The sequence below is a fragment of the Pseudomonas sp. WHRI 8519 genome, from assembly GCF_040224055.2.
GTDB lineage: Bacteria > Pseudomonadota > Gammaproteobacteria > Pseudomonadales > Pseudomonadaceae > Aquipseudomonas > Aquipseudomonas putida_X.
In genome coordinates this window covers 1998270-2017844 of sequence record NZ_CP167996.1, presented here as the reverse complement: position 1 = coordinate 2017844, position 19575 = coordinate 1998270, and the positions used below count along the sequence as shown (strand labels likewise).

Below are 19575 nucleotides of genomic sequence, written 5' to 3'. Positions count from 1 at the left end.
GGAGCGTCATGATGAGTGTCGATGAAAAACGTATTCGCGAATTTGCCTACCAGATCTGGGAGTCTGAGGGTAAGCCTGTAGGCGAGGAACAACGCCACTGGGACATGGCCCGCAAGCTGGCCGAAGCCGAGGCGTTGGCGCCCAAGGCTGCGCCGCGCAAGAAGGCTGCCGCCAAGCCCAAGGTTGCAGCGCAGCCCAAAGCGCCTGCCGAACCCAAGGCAGCTGCACTGCCCGGGGTGAAACCGGCCGCTGCGAAAAAACCCAAGACAGCGAAGAAGCCGGCTGCTGGCTAAGCCAGCCCCCGGCCCTATCGCCGGCAAGCCGGCTCCCACAGAATTCTGCAACACCCTGGGATTGCTGCGGGCGCCGGCAAGCCGGCGATAGGGCCGCACCTCAAGCACCATCCGCCCCTCCCCTACGGCTATTCGAGAACTGCCATGAGCCCCCGTATTCCCAAGAAAACCCGTTCCATAGCACCGTCCCGCCTGCGCGAAGGCATGCCGTTCCCGCTCGGCGCCACCTGGGATGGGCTGGGCGTCAACTTCGCCCTGTTCTCAGCCAACGCCACCAAGGTCGAACTGTGCCTGTTCGATTCCACGGGGGAGCAGGAGCTCGAGCGCATCGAGCTGCCGGAGTACACCGATGAGATCTACCACGGCTATCTGCCTGACGCCCACCCCGGCCTGGTGTACGGCTACCGAGTCTATGGCCCCTACGAGCCGGAGAACGGCCACCGTTTCAACCCCAATAAACTGCTGATCGACCCGTACGCCAAGCAACTGGTCGGCAGCCTGAAATGGTCCGAGGCGCTGTTCGGCTACACCATCGGCCACCCCGACGGTGACCTGTCGTTCGACGAGCGCGACAGCGCGCCCTTCGTGCCCAAATGCAAAGTCATCGACCCGGCCTTCACTTGGGGCCGCGATGAGCGCGTACAAATTCCCTGGGAGCGCACCATCATCTACGAAGCGCATGCCCGCGGTATCAGCATGCGCCACCCGGCCGTGCCGGAAAAACTGCGCGGCACCTTCGCCGGCCTTGCCAATGACGAGTTGCTCAAGCACATCAAGGACCTAGGCGTTTCAAGCATCGAGCTGTTGCCGATCCACGCCTTCGTCAATGACCAGCATCTGCTGGACAAAGGCCTGAACAACTACTGGGGCTACAACAGCATCGCCTTCTTCGCACCGCACCCGCGCTACCTGGCCAGTGGCAAGATCGCCGAGTTCAAGGAAATGGTCGCGCACCTGCACGACGCCGGCCTCGAAGTGATCCTCGATGTGGTCTACAACCACACCGCCGAGGGCAACGAGCGCGGCCCGACCCTGTCCATGCGCGGCATCGACAACGCCTCGTACTACCGGCTGATGCCCGATGACAAACGCTACTACATCAACGATTCGGGCACCGGCAACACCCTGGACCTCAGCCACCCCTGCGTGCTGCAACTGGTGACCGACTCGCTGCGCTACTGGGCTGGCGAAATGCACGTGGACGGTTTCCGCTTTGACCTGGCCACCATCCTGGGCCGCTACCACGACGGCTACAGCGAACGCCACGGCTTCCTCGTCGCCTGCCGCCAGGACCCGATGCTCAGCCAGGTGAAGCTGATCGCCGAGCCATGGGACTGTGGCCCAGGGGGCTATCAGGTGGGCAACTTCGCACCGGGCTGGGCGGAGTGGAACGACCGCTTCCGTGACACCGTACGCGCCTTCTGGAAAGGCGACGAAGGCCAACTGGCCGACTTTGCTTCGCGCATGACCGCCTCTGGCGACATGTTCAACAACCGCGGCCGGCGCCCTTATGCCTCGGTCAACTTCATCACCGCCCACGACGGTTTCACCCTGCGCGACCTGGTGTCGTACAACGGCAAGCACAACGAAGACAACGACGAGAACAACCAGGACGGCACCGACAACAACCTGTCGTGGAACTGCGGCGCGGAAGGCCCCACCGACGACCCTGAAATCAATGCCCTGCGCATGCGCCAGATGCGCAACTTCTTCGCCACCCTCCTGCTGGCCCAGGGCACCCCGATGATCGTCGCTGGCGACGAGTTCAGCCGCACCCAGCACGGCAACAACAATGCCTACTGCCAGGACAGCGAGATCGGTTGGGTCAACTGGGACCTGGACGAAGAAGGCAAAAGCCTGCTGGCTTTCGTCAAACGCCTGACTCGCCTGCGCCTGGCCTACCCGGTGCTGCGCCGCTCACGTTTTCTGGTCGGCGACTACAACGAGGCGATCGGGGTCAAGGACGTGACCTGGCTGGCGCCTGACGGCAACGAGATGACCGTGGAGCAGTGGGAAGACCCCCATGGCCGCTGCCTGGGCATGCTGATCGACGGCCGTGCCCAGGTCAGTGGCATCGCCCGCCCGGGTTCGGAGGCCACGGTACTGCTGATCGTCAACAGTCACCACGATGTGGTGCCTTTCTTGCTGCCGACGGTACCGGACGGTGACTACTGGAGCTGCCTGGTGGACACCGACCGGCCGGACTTGCGCAAGGGCCAGCATTTGCCGTTCGAGAGCACGTTCCAGGTCCAGGGGCGCTCGATGCTGCTGATGGTGCTGCAGCGCGAGGAGGACTGACCCGGCGTTGGCTAACCGGCCCTGAACCGAACGGATCTCAGGGCCGGCTGTGCCACCTTGGACGCACTGCCCAGACCGGGCGTAACAGCGGCGTTTGCAATGATTCGGCATAGCCAGGGTGGATGAAATAGCGAACGCCGCTATGCCAGTGATGTTTTCGCTAGAAATCATGACGTTAACGCCACGCACCCGCCCTTCCCGCCCTTTTAACACTTTCTTGACGCAACCCCTCACCTCTCCTTAGCTAAAGATTATCTAGTCGTAAAAAAATTGCGCCGGGCCGTGAGCTCGCGCCTTCGTGCGTGCTTGAGAAAGCTGGCGTACTGGTTTGGGTCGCCCTGTGTTTTGCCGTACAGCTCGTGACAACAGGCCAGGTCCTTGGGCTGTACAACAAAAAAACACAGGAGATCCGCCATGAAATACACCTCGAACCCGTTGCGCTTCGACCGTATTTTCTACGCGGTTTCCACGTCGATGCTTCTGGCAACCCCGGTGGAAACCTTCGCCTTCGAAGTGCTGGACGATCCCGGTTCACCTTCGTTCCTGCAGCAGCCAGCACTGGCGCAACTGTCGCTGGACCCGGTCAGCGCCAGCGGCCTGAGCCTGGGCACGCTGACGGCCTTCAGCAACAAGATGGCTGAACGCCATGGCCCGCTGGCGCCCGACCTGATTGCCAGCCAATGGGCGCAGTTCTTCCCGGGCACTCCCCGCCCGGGCGCCCAGGCCCCGGAACAGCTGGAAGCACCCAGCCAGCAACTGACCATTGGCCCGGACCTGTTCGTGCGTGAAACCAGCGGCGGCAACGTGCACCGCGCGGGGATATTCGTGGGGCACAACAACCTGCAGAGCAGCATGAAGGGCAGCCGGGTACTGCTCGGTGACAAGCAGCGCAACGCCGTCAACCTCAGCGGCGAAAGCCTGGGGGTGTACTGGAGCATGACTCATGACCAGGGCTGGCACGTGGACGCTGTCGCCATGGGCTCGCGCATCGATGTGCTGGGCCGGGGCGAAACTGGGCAGCGGGTAAACGACAGCGGCCATGCGATGACCTTTTCCGTGGAGGGTGGTTACCCGATCCGCCTCAGTGGCAGTTGGGTGATCGAGCCACAGGCACAGTTGATCAACCAGCAGTTCTTCCCGGGCAACCAGGTGCAGGAAGAGACGCTGCAGGCGTTTGATAGCCAACCCACCTGGAGTGGCCGCGTCGGTGCCAAGTTGTCCGGGCGCTACGAAGTGCGGGGCATGCCGGTCGAGCCCTATGTGCGCACCAACGTCTGGTATGACTTCAGCAATGCCGACGAGGTCAAGCTGGACCAGGTCGACAAGATATCCGGCTCGCGCTATTCGACGACCGTGGAACTGGGGTTGGGCCTGGTGGCGCGCGTGACGCCTTCCATGGCGCTGTTCGTCAGTGCCGATTACAGCAGTGATGTGGATGACAATGATCTGAATGGTTTGATCGGCAGCCTGGGGGTCAGGATGCGCTGGTGATCAGTGTGGCCTTTTCGCGGGGCAAGCCCGCGAAAAGGCCGACTCTAGCCCGCTATCAAACAGGCTTGAGCACCAGTACCCCCAGCGGCGGCAGGTTCAGTGCCAGCGACAGCGGTTGCCCGTGGCTGGCGACCTCGTCACTCTCCACCGCGCCCAAGTTGCCCACATTCGACCCGGCATACAACTCGGCATCGCTGTTGAGCAGCTCCTGCCAACGCTCCCCGAACGGCACCCCAATCCGATACCCCTCGCGCGGTACCGGGGTGAAGTTGGCCACCACCAGCAGCGGCTCGCCATTGCTGCTCCAGCGCAGCCAGGCATACACACAATTTTGCGCGTCATCACCGATGAGCCACTGGAACCCCTGCGGCTGGCAATCCTGCTCGTGCAATGCCGGCAGTTCACGGTACAGCCGGTTCAGGTCACCCACCAGGCGTTGCACGCCCTGGTGCTCTGGGTACTGCAGCAGGTACCAGTCCAACTGGTGGTCATGGTTCCACTCGCGCCATTGGCCGAACTCACAGCCCATGAACAACAGCTTCTTGCCCGGGTGAGTCCACATGAAGGCCAGGTAGGCGCGCAGGTTGGCGAACTTCTGCCAACGATCGCCGGGCATCTTGTCGATCAGCGAATGCTTGCCGTGCACCACTTCGTCGTGGGAGATCGGCAGGATGAAATGCTCGGAATAGGCGTAGATCAGGCCGAAGCTCATCTCATTGTGGTGATAGCTGCGGTGCACCGGGTCGTTCTGGATGTAGTGCAGGGTGTCGTGCATCCAGCCCATGTTCCACTTGTAGGCGAAGCCCAGGCCGCCTTGCTGGGTGGGCTGGCTGACACCCGGCCAGGCGGTGGACTCCTCGGCGATGATCAGCGCACCCGGGGCTTCATGGGCGGCTACACCGTTGAGGTGGCGGATGAAGTCGATGGCCTCCAGGTTCTCGCGCCCGCCATGGCGGTTGGGCACCCATTCGCCAGCCTTGCGCGAATAGTCGCGGTAAAGCATCGAGGCTACCGCATCGACCCGCAGGCCATCGATGTGGAAGTGCTTGAGCCAGTGCAGTGCCGAAGCCAGCATGAAACCGCGCACTTCATTGCGGCCCAGGTTGTAGATCAAGGTGTTCCAGTCCTGGTGGAAGCCCTCCAGAGGGTTGTCGTACTCGTAAAGGGCCGTGCCGTCGAAGCGCGCCAGGCCATGCTCGTCCGTGGGGAAATGCGCCGGCACCCAGTCGAGGATCACACCGATGCCACCTTGGTGGCAGGCGTCGATGAATGCCGCAAAATCTTCTGGCGTGCCGTAGCGCGAAGTCGGTGCGAACATCGACAAGGGCTGGTAGCCCCAGGAGCCACCGAACGGGTGCTCCATGATGGGCAGCAGCTCGATGTGGGTGAAGTTGAGCTTCTGCACGTAGGGCACAAGGCGCTCGGCCAGTTCGCGCCAATTGTAGAAGCGCGACACCTCACCCAGGTCGTCGAGCTCGCACTGCCAGGAGCCTGGGTGCAGTTCGTAGATCGACAGCGGGGCACTGTAGGCATGGCGCTGGGCGCGGTGCTCCATCCACTCGTGGTCTTGCCAGTCATGGCTGAGTTCGCCGGCCACCTTCGAGGCAGTGCTGGGCGGCAGCTCAGTGGCGCGGGCAAGCGGGTCGGCCTTCAGCGGCAGCACGCCCTCCTTGCCCAGCACCTCGAATTTGTAGGTTTCGCCGACGCCCAGGCGCGGCACGAACAGCTCCCACACCCCGGCGCCGTGCCGCAGGCGCATCGGGTGGCGACGGCCGTCCCAATTGTTGAAATCGCCCACCACCGACACGCGCCGGGCGTTGGGCGCCCAGACCGAAAAGCACACGCCAGCGACGCCGTCGACCTGCGTCGGCTGTGCGCCAAAGCGCCCCGACAGGTCGCGGTGGTTGCCCTCGGCAAACAGGTGCAGGTCCATGTCTCCCAGCTGCGGGCCAAAGCTGTACGGGTCTTCGGTCACCTGCTCGCCACCGGCCCAGCCGATCTGCAGCAGGTAGGGCTGTGCATCATCCAGGTGCGCGGTGAACAGCCCGGGCAGGCTGCCCTGCTGCATTTCGCCCAGCACCCGCCCGTCATCACGGCTCAACACCCGGGCGCTCAGCGCAGTTGGCAGATAGGCGCGGACCCACAGCCCGCCCGCGCCATCGCCATGGGGGCCAAGTACTGCAAAAGGATCGGCGTGCTCGGCGCGGGCAAGGGCATCGAGCTCCCGCTGCCGAAGGCCACCGTTATCACGCGTGGTTGCATTCATCTATGACTCTCCCCAGGTACTGATCAATCCATGCAAGCCATGCAAAGGCACGGCCAGCCAACTTGGCCGGTTCTCGGCTTCATAAGTAATCTCGTAGGCGGCCTTTTCCAGGCAGAACAGTTCCAGTGCGGCGCGCTCGCCCTCGGCGTGCTGCCAGGCGTGAGGCATGGCGGCGGTGGCCAGGCCGTAGGCTTCGACGAAGGCGTGGCGCGACTGGTGCAGGTACTGCCGGGCGACCCGCTGACGAGCCTGCCGTGCTGCCTCGGACACGTCTACCGCCGAGGCGCTGCGCAGGATCATCGCAGCAGCATAGTCGAAGGATCGCAAAACGCCGCTGACATCCTTGTAAGGGCTGTGTTTGGCCCGGCGCTCGTCCAACGGGCGCGACGGCTCACCTTCGAAATCGATGAGGTAGGCATCCCCTTGCACCACCAGTATCTGGCCCAGGTGCAGGTCACCGTGAACACGCATCAGCAGGCCGCCTTCGGCCTGCCTTGCCAAGGTAGCGATGTGCTGGGCAAGGCCTTCACGGCGCTGTTGCAGGTCGTCGACCAACGCCTGGCTATCGCCGTCCAGGCTGTCGCGGTGCTGAGCCAGCAAGTCCAAGGCATGGCACAGCTCGCGGCTGATCTGTTGGGCCCAGCGCTCGCTGTCTTCGCCATCGCTGCTGCGCGGCCGGAAGGCGGGGTCATCGCTCGGGGCGGCCAGCAGCAGGTGCATCTCGCCCAGGCGCTGGCCAAGCAAGGCAGCAAAACCGTTGAGCTCGGCCAGTGCGTCGGTATGCGCGTCGCCCTCTTTACTGGACGGTTCCATCTCGTCGCGGATGGCCCGCTCCAGGGTGTTCTGGGTCCAGGCCCAGGCGTCGCCCTGGTTGCTCAGGTAACCCTGGGCGATCATCAGCAGGTGCGGTGCCTGGCGCTCGTCCACGCGGCTGACCCAGGCCAGCAGCGGCGAGATGTTGGTGAACCCGGCGGCGGTGAGGTAAGCGCTCATTTCCAGCTCCGGGTGAACCCCCGGATTGACCCGGCGGATCAGCTTGAGCACCACACGGTCGCCCACCACCACAGAGCTGTTGGACTGCTCGGCGCTCAGGTAGCGCACCGCGCTGTCTTCATCGAGGCCCAGGCCGGCCAACGCTTCGGTACAGTGGAAGCCCAACTCGCCCTGGCCATTGCCACAGGGCAGGCGCAGGCCGTCCTGGCAGGCGCGCAGCACCGCACGGATGAAGGGCTCGAGCACGAAGGCATCGGTGATCAGGCCCACCTGACGGCCACGGCGTACCCGCGACAGCGCCAGTTGCTGGGGCAACGCGCTGTTGATCTGGTCTTCAGGCAGCAGCCCGAACGGCAACTGGTAACGGTTACGCTGCCCATCGCCCAACACTTCGATTTCGCTCAGCAGCACCGGCGTGGTGGCGGTGCCCAAACGCACGCCGTAACACAGGCGCACCTGATCGACAGGCCCTTCCTTGCCGGCAAACCAACGCCGTTTGGGCAGGTATTGCGGCAGGATCGCGTCTTGCAATGTGTCGCTCGAAGGCGCTTCGAGCAGCTCTTCCATACGTTTGCGCAGCACTAGCGTAGTCAATTCTGGCAACCCCTCGGTAGCTTGCACATGCCAGCTGGGCATGCGGTCGTGCGATGCCAGCAAGAACCAGTAGAAGGCATAAGGTGGCAACGTCAGCAGGAACGGCAGCTGGCCGATCGGCGGGAAGGCGCTGCCGCCGAGCATCTCTACAGGCACCTTGTCGGCGTACTGGGACAATTCAAGTTCTGCGGCCTGGGCCGCACGCGACACATTGGCAACACACAGAATGACTTCGCTGTTGCCCTCGGCATCGGTGTACTCGCGGATGTACGCCAGAATGCGGCGGTTGCTCGGGGTGAGCGTACGCAAGGTGCCGCGGCCGAAGGCTTTCTGCTGGTTGCGCACCGCCAGCAGGCGGCGGTTCCAGTTGAGCAGCGAATGCGGGTCGTGGGACTGTGCCTCGACGTTGACTGTCTGGTAGCCGTACAGCGGGTCCATGATCGGCGGCAGTACCAGGCGCTGCGGGTCGGCCTTGGAAAAACCGCCATTACGGTCCGGCGACCACTGCATGGGGGTACGCACACCATCGCGGTCGCCCAGGTAGATGTTGTCACCCATGCCCAGTTCGTCGCCGTAGTACAGGGTCGGCGTGCCGGGCATCGACAGCAGCAGGCTGGTGAGCAGTTCGATGCGCCGCCGGTCACGTTGCAGCAACGGCGCCAGGCGACGGCGGATACCCAGGTTGATGCGCGCGCGGCGGTCTTGCGCGTAGTAGTTCCACAGGTAGTCGCGCTCACGATCGGTGACCATCTCCAGGGTCAGCTCATCGTGGTTGCGCAGGAAGATCGCCCATTGGCAATTGGCCGGGATTTCTGGCGTCTGGCGCAGGATGTCGGTGATTGGGAAGCGGTCTTCCATGGCCAGGGCCATGTACATGCGCGGCATCAGTGGGAAGTGAAACGCCATGTGGCACTCGTCGCCGTCACCTTCGCCAAAGTACGGGCGCGTGTCCTCGGGCCACTGGTTGGCCTCGGCAAGCAGCATGCGGTCGGGGTAATTGGCATCGATTTCGGCACGAATCGCCTTGAGCACCTTGTGGGTCTCGGGCAGGTTCTCGTTGTTGGTGCCATCGCGCTCGATGAGGTAGGGAATCGCGTCCAGGCGCAGCCCGTCGACACCCAGGTCGAGCCAGAAGCGCATCACCCCGATCACCGCCTTGAGCACTTGCGGGTTGTCGAAATTCAGGTCCGGCTGGTGCGAGTAGAAGCGGTGCCAGAAGTACTGGCCGGCCACAGGGTCCCACGTCCAGTTGGACTTCTCGGTGTCGAGGAAGATGATCCGCGTACCGTCGTATTTCTGGTCGTCGTCCGACCACACGTAGAAGTCGCGGGCCTTGCTGCCACGCTTGGCATGGCGTGCGCGCTGGAACCACGGGTGCTGGTCGCTGGTGTGATTGATGACCAGCTCGGTAATCACCCGTAGCCCGCGCTTGTGCGCCTCGGCGATGAACCGCCTGGCATCGGCCATGCTGCCGTAGTCGGGGTGCACGGCTTTGTATTCAGCGATGTCATAGCCGTCGTCGCGCCGTGGCGAGGGGTAGAACGGCAACAACCAGAGCGTATTGACGCCCAGTTCGGCGATGTAATCGAGCTTGCTGATCAGGCCGGCGAAGTCACCGATGCCGTCGTTGTTGGCATCGAAGAACGACTTGATATGCAACTGGTAGATCACGGCGTCCTTGTACCACAACGGGTCGTCGAGGAAGGCTGCCGGGCGGGAACGCTTGGCCATGTGCGACTCCTTTCAATTGCAGGTTCAGCGCCGCCCAAGCGGCTTAGCGGGCCTTCTCGATGCGCCAGATACCGAATGGCTGATGCCATGGCTCGATGCGCATCCATTGGGTCTTGCCATGCCAGGTCCAGCGGTGGCCGTTCATCAGGTCTTCGCCCAAGGTGTCGGCGTCATCGTCCAGCCCCAGTTCCCACAGCGGCAATTCGAAGCTGGCCTCCTGGGCGTTGTGCGGGTCGAGGCTGACCGCTATCAGGATGTAGTTATCGCGCTCCGGCGTACGCTTGGCGAAGTACAGGATGTTGTCGTTCCAACAGTTGAAGAACGCCACACCCAGGTGCGTCTGCAGGGCACGGTTCTGCCGGCGGATGCGATTGAGTTGAGCAACTTCGGCAATGATGTTGCCGGGCTGGGTGAAGTCGCGGGGGCGGATCTCGTACTTCTCCGAGTCCAGGTATTCTTCCTTGCCCGGCAGAGGGGTGCCTTCGCACAGCTCGAAGCCCGAGTACATACCCCACAGCCCCGAGCCCATGGTCGCCAGGGCGGCGCGGATCAAAAAGCCGGCACGCCCGCTGGTGTGCAGGAAGAACGGGTTGATGTCCGGTGTGTTGACGAAGAAGTTGGGCCGGTAGCACAGGCTCCAGGGCGGCTGATTGAGCTGCTCGAAATACTCGCGCAGCTCCTGCTTGGTGTTGCGCCAGGTGAAATAGGTGTAACTCTGGGCATACCCGACCTTGCCCAGGCGCGCCATCATCGCAGGCTTGGTGAACGCCTCGGCGAGGAAGATCACGTCCGGATACTGGCTGCGCACATTGGCGATCAACCATTGCCAGAACGGCAGCGGTTTGGTGTGTGGGTTGTCGACGCGGAAGGTTCTCACCCCCTCCTCCACCCAGCCCACCACCACATCACGCAGGGCAAGCCACAGCGACGGCACGGCGTCAGCGGCGTAGAAGTCCACGTTGACGATGTCCTGGTACTTCTTCGGCGGGTTCTCGGCATACCGGATGGTGCCGTCGGGGCGCCAGCTGAACCAGCCGGGATGTTCCTTGAGCCACGGGTGGTCCTGAGAGCACTGGATGGCGAAGTCCAGGGCGATCTCCAGCCCGTGCTCGGCGGCGGCAGCCACCAGGCGGCGGAAGTCTTCTCGGGTGCCCAGCTGCGGGTGAATGGCATCGTGCCCGCCTTCGGGGCTGCCGATGGCGTAGGGGCTGCCCGGGTCGTTGGGCTCAGCCTTCAAGGCGTTATTGCGGCCCTTGCGGTGCTGCTTGCCGATCGGATGGATGGGCGGGAAATACAGCACGTCAAAGCCCATGTCGCGAATCATCGGCAAACGCGCGTGCACATCGTTGAAGGTGCCGTGGCGCTCGGGGCTGTCGGTGATCGAACGGGGGAACAACTCGTACCAGCTGGCGAACTGCGCAGCCGGGCGGTCGACATCCACCGGGAACTCACGGCTGCAGGTGAGGTAGCTGCGGTGCTCGGCCTCGCTCATCAGGCGCGACGCCTGCTCCCCCAGCAGCAGCGCCACCTGGTCGGCCTGTGCCAGCGTGGGCAGTTGCGCCTGCAGCGCCTCGATCTGCTCACGCAACTCGCCCTCACTGCGCTCTGCGCCTTTGCCAAGCAGCAAGCGACCTTCCTCCAGCTCCAGCTTGACCTCGACCCCTGCGTGGAACTTCTTCTCAAGGTCGTGGCAATAGGTGGCGAACGGGTCGATCCAGGCCTCGATGCTGAAAAGGTGCGGGCCCAGGTCAGTGGGTGTGAACTCGGCCAACCAGAGGTCGTTGCCTGGCGAATGCATCGGCACGCAGTGCCATCGCCGGCTATTGGCCTGCCGCCAGTTGAGCATCACGGCCAGGCGATCGTGGCCGTCGCTGTACACCTTGCTGCTGACCGCCACCGGCTGGCCGCTGATGGCCTTGGTGGCAAACGCGCCACCGTCGAGTGCGGGCTGGGTATCCTCGATCACGATGCGCGGCGCCAGCAGCGCCTGGGACAGGCTGATGGCCTGGTCGGGGTGATCGTTCGCCATCGGTACGCTTGCGAAGGGCTCGTTGCGCGACATCGGTCCTGGCTCCCTGTTGGCATTGGCGGTAAGGGTTCAGAGCCATCGTCCACGCAGGGGGTTCAAAAAAATTGAGCAAAACGGCGCAGCCACGCATCAAAGCCTGCACCACCCTCTCATTCACCCTGCGAGGTCAGGCCATGAACATTCCCATTCCACCAGAGACACCCGACCCCAATATCGACGACCCGAGCCTGCCGCCGCCCGTGCCGGAAGAGGCCCCGGACGAGACGCCGGTCAAGCCGACCGAACCGCCGACTGTCGGCGACCCGCCGAGCCAGGAGCCACCGGTGAAGGCTTAAAGGATAGACGAGGGAAAGCGATGCACGTGCATGGGTGCTGCCCGCCCTATCACGGGCGCGGCCAGCACCCATGCTCCATCACTGCGCCTTTTCGGCTGAAAGCGTGGCCGCGCTGATTTCGCGCATCCTGAACTTCTGCACCTTGCCGGTCACCGTCATTGGAAACTCGTCGACGAAGCAAAAGTGCCGCGGCACCTTGTAGTGGGCGATGCGTGCCTTGCACCAGCCCTGCAGTTGTTCCGCCGTTGCGCTATGGCCGGGATGCAACTTGATCCAGGCCACCACTTCTTCGCCATACCTATCGCACGGGATGCCGATCACCTGGGCGTCTGCCACTGCGGGGTGGGTATAGAGGAACTCCTCAAGCTCGCGCGGATAAATATTTTCGCCACCGCGAATGATCATGTCCTTGTTGCGCCCGACGATGCGCACATGGCCGTCTTGGTCCATGACTGCCAGATCGCCCGAGTGCATCCACCCTTCGGGATCTATGGCATCTGCCGTGGCCTGCGGGTTGCCCCAGTAACCCAGCATCACGCTGTAACCCCGTGTGCACAATTCGCCGATTTCACCCCTGGGCACGGTGCAGCCATCGGCATCCACCAGTTTGGTTTCCAGGTGAGGCTGGGTGCGGCCAACGGTGGTCACGCGCAATTCCAGGTCATCGTCGGGGCCGGTCTGCAGAGACACCGGGCTGGTTTCGGTCATGCCATAGGCAATCTGCACCTGGGCCATGTGCAGCTGCTCGATGACCCGGCGCATGACCTCGATCGGGCAGGTGGCCCCAGCCATGATGCCGCTGCGCAGGGTCGAAAGGTCCAGCTGCTGGCGCGACGGGTGGTCGAGCATGGCGATGAACATGGTCGGCACGCCATAGAGGATGCTGGCGCGCTCCTCGGCCACCGCACGCAAGGTGAGCTCGGCATCGAAGGCGTCGCTGGGGTAGATCATCGTGCTGCCATGGGTGATGCAACCGAGGTTGGCCATGACCATGCCGAAGCAGTGGTACAGCGGCACCGGGATCACCATACGGTCGGCATGGGTCAAGCCCAGGCTTTCCCCGACCATGAAGCCGTTGTTCAGGATGTTGTAATGGCTGAGCGTGGCCCCTTTGGGGGCGCCGGTGGTGCCGGAGGTGTACTGGATGTTCACCGCCTGGTCGAACTGCAGCCCGCGCTGGCGCGCCTGATAAGCCTCAGGGGCCGTCTGCGCTGCCCGCCCTGGCAGCGCAGGCCATGGCAGAAAGCCCGGTGGCGGGTTGCCGGCCAGGCTTATCACCCCGCGCAGCTCGGGCAGGCGCTCGCTGGCCAGGTCACCGGGCGCCACCAGCGCCAGTTCCGGCAGCAGCTGCCGAACCATGGCGTGATAGTCAGAGGTCTTGAAGGCGTCGGCGCACACCAGCCAGCGGCAGCCAGACTGACGCAGCACATACTCCAGCTCGCCCACCCGGTAGGCCGGGTTGATGTTGACCAGAATCGCGCCGACCTTGGCGCTGGCCAGTTGCAAGATGCACCACTGGGCGCAGTTGGGAGACCAGATGCCGATCCGGTCGCCCCGGTCCAGCCCCAGGGCCATCAACGCCCGGGCATGGACATCGACCTGCTCGGCCAACTGCTGCCAGGTGAAACGCAGGCCTTGGTGGCGCACCACCAAGGCTTCGCCATCGGCGTAACGGGCCACGGTCGCATCGAAGGCCTGGCCAATGGTCTGGGTCAGCAAGGCTGGGTTCTGACGACCTTGGGTGTAGCTGGTTTGACTCATGGGTGTCCCTTCTTGTGGTTGTTCTGGGCACGGCTCAAGCAGCGACAATTACTGTGGCGCAGATTTACGTTTACGTAAAGGTGACGAACGGATTGACAGTGTCGAGGGGCAGGTTTACGTTAACGTAAAGGTGAAAACGACACAGCGCTGATTGCCAATGGCTGACGCTTGGTGAGCTACGGTGTTTCCTAATTTCAAGAACAAGAAGGTGCCCCATGCATTACCCCTCCCTGAACTTCGCCCTGGGCGAAACCATTGACATGCTCCGTGACCAGGTGCGTACCTTCGTTGCCGCCGAGCTGGCGCCACGCGCCGCACAGATCGACCAAGACAACCTGTTCCCCGCCGACATGTGGCGCAAGTTTGGCGACATGGGCCTGCTTGGCATCACAGTGCCGGAAGAATACGGCGGCGCCGGCCTGGGCTACCTGGCCCACGTGGTGTCGATGGAAGAAATCAGCCGTGGCTCGGCTTCTGTAGCGCTGTCCTACGGCGCCCACTCCAACCTCTGTGTCAACCAGATCAACCGCAACGGCAGCCATGCGCAGAAGCAGAAGTACCTGCCCAAACTGATCAGCGGGGAACACATCGGCGCGCTGGCCATGAGCGAGCCGAATGCCGGTTCCGACGTGGTGTCGATGAAACTGCGCGCCGAGAAGCGCGGCGACCGCTACGTGCTCAACGGCAGCAAGACCTGGATCACCAACGGCCCGGATGCCAACACCTATGTGATCTACGCCAAGACCGACCTGGACAAGGGCGCACACGGCATCACGGCTTTCATCGTCGAGCGCGACTGGCAAGGCTTCAGTCGCAGCAACAAGTTCGACAAGCTGGGCATGCGTGGCTCCAACACCTGCGAGCTGTTCTTCGATGACGTCGAGGTACCGGAAGAAAACATCCTCGGCCAGCTCAACGGCGGCGTGCGCGTGCTGATGAGCGGCCTGGACTACGAGCGCGTGGTGCTCTCCGGCGGCCCCACCGGCATCATGCAAAGCTGCATGGACCTGGTGGTGCCCTACATTCACGACCGCAAGCAGTTCGGCCAGAGCATCGGCGAGTTCCAGTTGATCCAGGGCAAGATCGCCGACATGTACACCCAGCTCAACGCCAGCCGCGCCTACCTGTACGCCGTGGCCCAGGCCTGCGACCGTGGCGAGACCACCCGCAAAGACGCCGCCGGGGTCATCCTCTACACCGCGGAGCGCGCCACGCAGATGGCCTTGGAAGCGATCCAGATTCTCGGTGGCAATGGCTACATCAATGAATTCCCGGCGGGCCGCTTGCTGCGTGATGCCAAGCTGTACGAAATCGGCGCCGGCACCAGTGAAATCCGCCGGATGCTGATCGGCCGCGAACTGTTCAACGAAACCCGCTGAACACGAGGGACGGGCACACATGGCTACCTTGCACACCCAGATCAACCCGCGTTCGGCGCAATTCGCCGACAACAGCGCGGCCATGCTCGAACAGGTCCAGGCCCTGCGCGGCCTGCTCACCCACATTGCACAAGGCGGCGGGCCTAAGGCCCAGGAGCGGCATACCTCCCGTGGCAAGCTGCTGCCGCGCGAGCGCATCGACCGCCTGCTGGACCCCGGCTCGCCCTTCCTTGAAATCGGCCAGTTGGCCGCCTACGAGGTGTACGGCGAAGATGTGCCGGCAGCCGGCGTCATCGCGGGCATCGGCCGCGTCGAGGGCGTGGAATGCATGATCGTGGCCAACGATGCCACGGTGAAAGGCGGCTCGTATTACCCGCTGACGGTGAAGAAACACCTGCGCGCGCAGACCATCGCCTTGCAGAACCGCCTGCCCTGCATCTACCTGGTGGATTCCGGCGGCGCCAACCTGCCGCGGCAGGATGAGGTGTTCCCAGACCGCGAACATTTCGGGCGGATCTTCTTCAACCAGGCCAACATGAGCGCCCAGGGCATCCCGCAGATCGCCGTGGTCATGGGGTCGTGCACGGCAGGTGGGGCCTATGTGCCGGCCATGGCCGACGAGGCGATCATGGTCCGCCAGCAGGCGACCATCTTCCTGGCAGGCCCGCCCCTGGTGAAAGCCGCTACGGGCGAGGTGGTCAGCGCCGAAGACCTCGGCGGTGCCGATGTGCACTGCCGCACCAGTGGCGTGGCCGACCACTATGCCGACAATGATGAACACGCCTTGGCGCTGGCTCGGCGCAGCGTGGCCAACCTCAACTGGCACAAGCTCGGCAAACTGCAACGCCAGGCGCCGGCTGCGCCGCTGTATGCCGCCCAGGAGCTGTACGGCGTGGTGCCGGCCGACGCCAAGCAACCGTTCGATGTGCGCGAGGTGATCGCGCGGCTGGTCGACGGGTCGGTTTTCGATGAGTTCAAAGCGCTGTTCGGCACCACGCTGGTGTGCGGCTTCGCCCACCTGCACGGCTACCCGGTGGCGATCCTGGCCAACAACGGCATCCTGTTCGCCGAAGCCGCGCAAAAGGGCGCGCACTTCATCGAACTGGCCTGCCAACGCGGCATCCCACTGCTCTTTTTGCAGAACATCACCGGCTTCATGGTCGGCAAGAAGTACGAAGAAGGCGGCATCGCCAAGCACGGCGCCAAGCTGGTCACTGCGGTGGCCTGCGCCCAGGTGCCGAAGTTCACGGTGATCATCGGTGGCAGCTTTGGCGCTGGCAACTACGGCATGTGTGGCCGCGCCTACGATCCGCGCTTTTTGTGGATGTGGCCCAACGCGCGGATTGGCGTGATGGGGGCCGAACAAGCCGCCGGGGTGCTGGCCCAGGTCAAGCGCGAGCAAAGCGAACGCAGCGGCCAGGCCTTCAGCGCCGAGGATGAGGCCAGGCTCAAGCAGCCGATTCTCGACCAGTACGAACACCAGGGTCACCCCTACTACTCCAGCGCCCGGCTTTGGGACGACGGCGTCATCGACCCGGCGCAGACCCGCGACGTGCTTGGCCTGGCGTTGTCCGCCGCGCTGAACGCACCGATCGAACAGAGCCGCTTCGGCATTTTCCGGATGTGACCCATGAGCGATTTCAGCACCCTCGAAGTGATCCGCGACCCGCGCGGCTTCGCCACCCTGTGGCTAAACCGGGCGGACAAGAACAACGCCTTCAATGCACAGATGATTCGCGAACTGATCGTCGCCCTTGGCCAACTGGCCGACGATGCCAGCCTGCGCTTCATGCTGCTGCGCGGCCGTGGCCGGCATTTCAGCGCCGGCGCAGACCTGGCGTGGATGCAGCAATCGGCACAGCTGGACTTCAACACCAACCTGGATGACGCCCGTGAACTGGGCGAACTGATGTACGCCCTGCATCGCCTGAAGGTACCCACCCTGGCCGTGGTGCAGGGCGCGGCCTTTGGCGGCGCCTTGGGGTTGATCAGTTGCTGCGACATGGCCATCGGCGCCGAGGATGCCCAGCTGTGCTTGTCGGAAGTGCGTATCGGCCTGGCCCCGGCGGTGATCAGCCCGTTCGTGGTCAAGGCCATCGGTGAGCGCAGCGCCCGCCGTTATGCCCTGACCGCCGAACGTTTCAGCGGCGTACGGGCCCGGGAGTTGGGCCTGCTGGCAGAGGTGTACCCGGCCGATGAGCTGGAAGTGCAGGTCAAGGCCTGGGTGGACAACCTCCTGCAAAACAGCCCGCAAGCGCTGCGCGCCACCAAGGACCTGCTGCGCGAAGTCGACGACGGTGAGCTCAGCCCTGCCCTGCGCCGCTACTGCGAAAACGCCATTGCCCGGATCCGGGTCAGCGCCGAAGGCCAGGAGGGCCTGCGCGCCTTCCTGGAAAAGCGTCGCCCCGCCTGGCAAACCGAGCCCAACAAGGAGCTGCGCCCATGAGCCGCACGCCATTGACTACCCTGCTGGTCGCCAACCGTGGCGAAATCGCCTGCCGGGTAATGCGTACCGCCAAGGCCATGGGCCTGACAACCGTGGCGGTGCACAGTGCCACCGACCGCGACGCCCGCCACAGCCGCGAAGCGGATATCCGTGTCGAGCTGGGGGGCAGCAAGGCCGCTGACAGCTACCTGGTGATCGACAAACTGCTCGCTGCGGCCAAAGCCAGTGGCGCTCAGGCCATTCACCCGGGGTATGGTTTTCTGTCCGAAAACGCAGGGTTTGCTCGTGCCATCGAGGACGCCGGGCTGATCTTCCTTGGCCCGCCGGCCAGCGCCATCGATGCCATGGGCAGCAAATCAGCGGCCAAGGCACTGATGGAAGCGGCCGGCGTACCGCTGGTGCCGGGTTATCACGGCGACGCCCAGGACCTGGAAACCTTCCGCGCCGCTGCCGAGCGCATCGGCTACCCGGTGCTGCTCAAGGCCAGCGCCGGGGGGGGCGGCAAGGGCATGAAAGTGGTCGAGGACGAAAGCCAGCTGGCCGACGCCCTCGCCTCGGCCCAGCGTGAAGCGCAGTCGTCGTTCGGCGACGCGCGCATGCTGGTGGAAAAGTACGTGCTCAAGCCCCGCCACGTGGAGATCCAGGTGTTCGCCGATCAGCACGGCAACTGCCTGTACCTGAATGAGCGCGACTGCTCGATCCAGCGCCGCCATCAGAAGGTGGTCGAGGAAGCACCGGCGCCGGGGCTTTCCCCTCAGTTGCGGCAAGCCATGGGCGAAGCGGCGGTGCGCGCCGCCCAGGCCATCGGTTATGTCGGTGCCGGCACCGTTGAGTTTCTGCTCGATGCCCGTGGCGAATTCTTCTTCATGGAGATGAATACCCGCCTGCAGGTCGAGCACCCGGTGACCGAAGCCATCACCGGCCTGGACCTGGTGGCCTGGCAGATCCGCGTCGCCTGTGGCGAGCCACTGCCGATTACCCAGGCCCAGGTGCCGCTGATCGGCCATGCCATCGAAGTGCGCCTCTACGCCGAAGACCCGGCCAACGACTTCCTGCCGGCCACCGGCACCCTGACGCTGTACCGCGAGTCGGCACCTGGCGAAGGTCGCCGGGTGGACAGCGGGGTAAGCGAGGGGGACGAGGTCTCATCTTTCTATGACCCTATGCTGGGCAAGCTGATCGCCTGGGGCGAAAACCGCGAACAGGCCCGCCTGCGCTTGCTGGCGATGCTGGACGAGTTCGCCATCGGTGGGATGAAGACCAACATCGCCTTCCTGCGTCGTATCCTCGCCCACCCCGCATTCGCGGCGGCCGAGCTGGATACAGGCTTCATTCCACGCCATCAGGACGTACTGCTGCCGGCGCCGCAGCCTCTGCCCGCAGGCTTCTGGCAAGCCGCAGGTGAAGCCTGGCTGCGGGGCCAGGCGCCCCGTGAGCGTGACGACGACAGCGGCTCGCCGTGGGCTGAGCGCTCAGGGTTGCGCCTTGGCCTGCCGGCGCATAGCAGCTTGCACCTGCGCAGTGGCGGTGAGCGCCAGGCGATTGCGCTCGAGCACGGTGCCGTCTCGGCCTGGCGGCTGGACGACGAACAGCTCGGGCATGATGAAGGCGGCGTGCGCCGGCGATATCTGGCGGTGCGCCGAGGTGGCACGCTGTACCTGCGCTGGGAGGGTGAAATGCATGCTATCGAGGCCTTCGACCCGATCGCCGAGGCCGAAGCCAGCCACAGCCATCAGGGCGGCCTGGGTGCGCCCATGAATGGCAGCATCGTGCGGGTGCTGGTGGAGCCTGGCCAGGCGGTGGAAGCAGGCACTGCGCTGGTGGTGCTGGAGGCGATGAAAATGGAGCACAGCATTCGCGCTGCGCATGGCGGGACGGTAAAGGCGTTGTTCTGCCAGGAAGGGGATATGGTCAGCGAAGGGACGGTGCTGGTCGAACTGGTGGAGTGATGCAAGCAAG

At 64.1% G+C, this 19575-nt stretch carries 12 protein-coding genes; 8 read left to right on the top strand and 4 right to left on the bottom strand.

What is annotated here, in order from left to right:
- The first annotated feature begins 8 nt into the window (after positions 1-8).
- The 3 genes from ABRP30_RS09135 (at position 9) to ABRP30_RS09125 (ending at position 4082) form a co-directional block, all read left to right on the top strand.
- The gene (locus ABRP30_RS09135) at positions 9-293 is read left to right on the top strand and encodes a DUF2934 domain-containing protein (RefSeq protein WP_241803298.1); all 285 of its coding nucleotides are present in this window, start codon (positions 9-11) and stop codon (positions 291-293) included.
- A 144-nt stretch (positions 294-437) separates the two neighbouring features.
- Complete coding sequence (gene glgX / locus ABRP30_RS09130) at positions 438-2591, top strand: glycogen debranching protein GlgX (protein WP_267822588.1); 2154 nt, start codon at positions 438-440, stop codon at positions 2589-2591.
- Between the two features lie 414 nt (positions 2592-3005).
- Entirely contained in the window at positions 3006-4082 is a 1077-nt protein-coding gene (locus tag ABRP30_RS09125; protein ID WP_349974504.1) for an autotransporter outer membrane beta-barrel domain-containing protein, read from the top strand.
- 55 nt (positions 4083-4137) lie between these two features.
- Here the strand turns inward: ABRP30_RS09125 and glgB are convergent, their stop codons facing one another.
- Genes glgB through ABRP30_RS09110 form a run of 3 tightly spaced genes read right to left on the bottom strand, consistent with a single transcriptional unit; the run spans position 4138 to position 11728 of the window.
- On the bottom strand, positions 4138-6348 hold the full coding sequence (gene glgB, locus ABRP30_RS09120; protein ID WP_267822583.1) for a 1,4-alpha-glucan branching protein GlgB: 2211 nt from the start codon (positions 6346-6348) through the stop codon (positions 4138-4140).
- Entirely contained in the window at positions 6349-9666 is a 3318-nt protein-coding gene (gene treS / locus ABRP30_RS09115) for a maltose alpha-D-glucosyltransferase (protein WP_349974505.1), read from the bottom strand. It lies immediately after the preceding gene.
- Between the two features lie 43 nt (positions 9667-9709).
- On the bottom strand, positions 9710-11728 hold the full coding sequence (locus ABRP30_RS09110; protein WP_349974506.1) for an alpha-1,4-glucan--maltose-1-phosphate maltosyltransferase: 2019 nt from the start codon (positions 11726-11728) through the stop codon (positions 9710-9712).
- Positions 11729-11799: 71 nt separating this feature from the next.
- Between ABRP30_RS09110 and ABRP30_RS09105 the strand changes: the two genes are divergently transcribed.
- A complete protein-coding gene (locus ABRP30_RS09105) occupies positions 11800-12030 on the top strand; it encodes a hypothetical protein (protein WP_241803408.1) in 231 nt (76 codons plus the stop codon).
- A 78-nt stretch (positions 12031-12108) separates the two neighbouring features.
- Here ABRP30_RS09105 and ABRP30_RS09100 read toward each other — a convergent pair whose 3' ends face one another.
- The gene (locus tag ABRP30_RS09100; RefSeq protein ID WP_349974507.1) at positions 12109-13791 is read right to left on the bottom strand and encodes an AMP-binding protein; all 1683 of its coding nucleotides are present in this window, start codon (positions 13789-13791) and stop codon (positions 12109-12111) included.
- Positions 13792-14006: 215 nt separating this feature from the next.
- Here ABRP30_RS09100 and ABRP30_RS09095 point away from each other — a divergent pair, with 215 nt between their 5' ends.
- The 4 genes from ABRP30_RS09095 to ABRP30_RS09080 are packed head-to-tail and all read left to right on the top strand — an operon-like array spanning position 14007 to position 19565.
- Entirely contained in the window at positions 14007-15170 is a 1164-nt protein-coding gene (locus ABRP30_RS09095; RefSeq protein ID WP_267822576.1) for an isovaleryl-CoA dehydrogenase, read from the top strand.
- A 19-nt stretch (positions 15171-15189) separates the two neighbouring features.
- Positions 15190-16797, top strand: coding sequence for a carboxyl transferase domain-containing protein (locus ABRP30_RS09090; RefSeq protein WP_349974508.1), 1608 nt, complete (start codon positions 15190-15192; stop codon positions 16795-16797).
- A 3-nt stretch (positions 16798-16800) separates the two neighbouring features.
- A complete protein-coding gene (locus tag ABRP30_RS09085; RefSeq protein ID WP_349974509.1) occupies positions 16801-17616 on the top strand; it encodes a gamma-carboxygeranoyl-CoA hydratase in 816 nt (271 codons plus the stop codon).
- Complete coding sequence (locus ABRP30_RS09080) at positions 17613-19565, top strand: acetyl/propionyl/methylcrotonyl-CoA carboxylase subunit alpha (protein WP_349974510.1); 1953 nt, start codon at positions 17613-17615, stop codon at positions 19563-19565. Before ABRP30_RS09085 ends, ABRP30_RS09080 begins: the two co-directional genes overlap by 4 nt.
- Positions 19566-19575 lie beyond the last annotated feature (10 nt).

What these genes read in the sequence shown, in the direction of transcription:
- ABRP30_RS09135 (WP_241803298.1), top strand. Translation starts at nt 9, where the DNA reads ATGATGAGTGTCGATGAAAAACGTATTCGCGAATTTGCCTACCAGATC.
- glgX (WP_267822588.1), top strand. Translation starts at nt 438, where the DNA reads ATGAGCCCCCGTATTCCCAAGAAAACCCGTTCCATAGCACCGTCCCGC.
- ABRP30_RS09125 (WP_349974504.1), top strand. Translation starts at nt 3,006, where the DNA reads ATGAAATACACCTCGAACCCGTTGCGCTTCGACCGTATTTTCTACGCG.
- glgB (WP_267822583.1), bottom strand. Translation starts at nt 6,348, where the DNA reads ATGAATGCAACCACGCGTGATAACGGTGGCCTTCGGCAGCGGGAGCTC.
- treS (WP_349974505.1), bottom strand. Translation starts at nt 9,666, where the DNA reads ATGGCCAAGCGTTCCCGCCCGGCAGCCTTCCTCGACGACCCGTTGTGG.
- ABRP30_RS09110 (WP_349974506.1), bottom strand. Translation starts at nt 11,728, where the DNA reads ATGTCGCGCAACGAGCCCTTCGCAAGCGTACCGATGGCGAACGATCAC.
- ABRP30_RS09100 (WP_349974507.1), bottom strand. Translation starts at nt 13,791, where the DNA reads ATGAGTCAAACCAGCTACACCCAAGGTCGTCAGAACCCAGCCTTGCTG.
- ABRP30_RS09095 (WP_267822576.1), top strand. Translation starts at nt 14,007, where the DNA reads ATGCATTACCCCTCCCTGAACTTCGCCCTGGGCGAAACCATTGACATG.
- ABRP30_RS09090 (WP_349974508.1), top strand. Translation starts at nt 15,190, where the DNA reads ATGGCTACCTTGCACACCCAGATCAACCCGCGTTCGGCGCAATTCGCC.
- ABRP30_RS09085 (WP_349974509.1), top strand. Translation starts at nt 16,801, where the DNA reads ATGAGCGATTTCAGCACCCTCGAAGTGATCCGCGACCCGCGCGGCTTC.
- ABRP30_RS09080 (WP_349974510.1), top strand. Translation starts at nt 17,613, where the DNA reads ATGAGCCGCACGCCATTGACTACCCTGCTGGTCGCCAACCGTGGCGAA.